At 37.6% G+C, this 609-nt stretch carries 1 protein-coding gene; it reads right to left on the bottom strand.

Annotated features, from left to right (window positions below):
- Nucleotides 1-15: 15 nt before the first annotated feature.
- On the bottom strand, nt 16-609 hold a 594-nt coding region (locus tag CWC30_RS12780; protein ID WP_138627277.1), incomplete at its 5' end, for an IS982 family transposase.

Raw genomic sequence — 609 nt, 5'->3', positions numbered from 1 at the left:
TAACCTGAGATCTGGTTAAGCCAACATTAGATTATTACTCTCTAAAATTTCAAGTTCTTGCGATGTTAAATCTAATGACGGCTTTTCCTCTTTTAGGCAATAGGCAATTAATCCACCAAGTAAATTTAGCATAAAGCCATGCATACTGCGGTGTCTAGAGTGTTCAATGTAAGAAATGTTTTTCAATTGATCATTCACCGTTTCGATTATAAATCGTTTTTTCAATAAAGCCCTGTCCCACAATGAAATAAATTTTTTCTTCATATTCTTTCGAACCGTCGTGATCAACTCGACACCTTTTTCTAGTAACTCACCAGAGAGCGCTTTGCTGATATAACCTTTGTCGCCATAGAGTTTTCCGAAGATAGAGTCCGCCATATCAGAAACAGGCTCTCGATCATCCACATTGCCCGTTGTGAGCTTTAGCGCCACAATCTCACCTAAATGATTAATTATTAAATGTAGTTTGAATCCATATGACCAACCCATAGTGCCTTTTCCATGATGAGCAACGCCTTCAAACACTTTATTTCTTTTAGCTCTGATGATGTGACACACTTCTATTTTAGTGGAGTCAACAAATTGTATACCTGTGGGCTTGCCAAGATT

The sequence above is a fragment of the Pseudoalteromonas sp. S4741 genome (genome assembly GCF_005886135.1).
GTDB classification, from domain to species: Bacteria; Pseudomonadota; Gammaproteobacteria; order Enterobacterales; family Alteromonadaceae; genus Pseudoalteromonas; species Pseudoalteromonas tetraodonis.
Note: the sequence above shows the minus strand (reverse complement) of the source record. Positions and strands in the feature narration are given on the sequence as shown.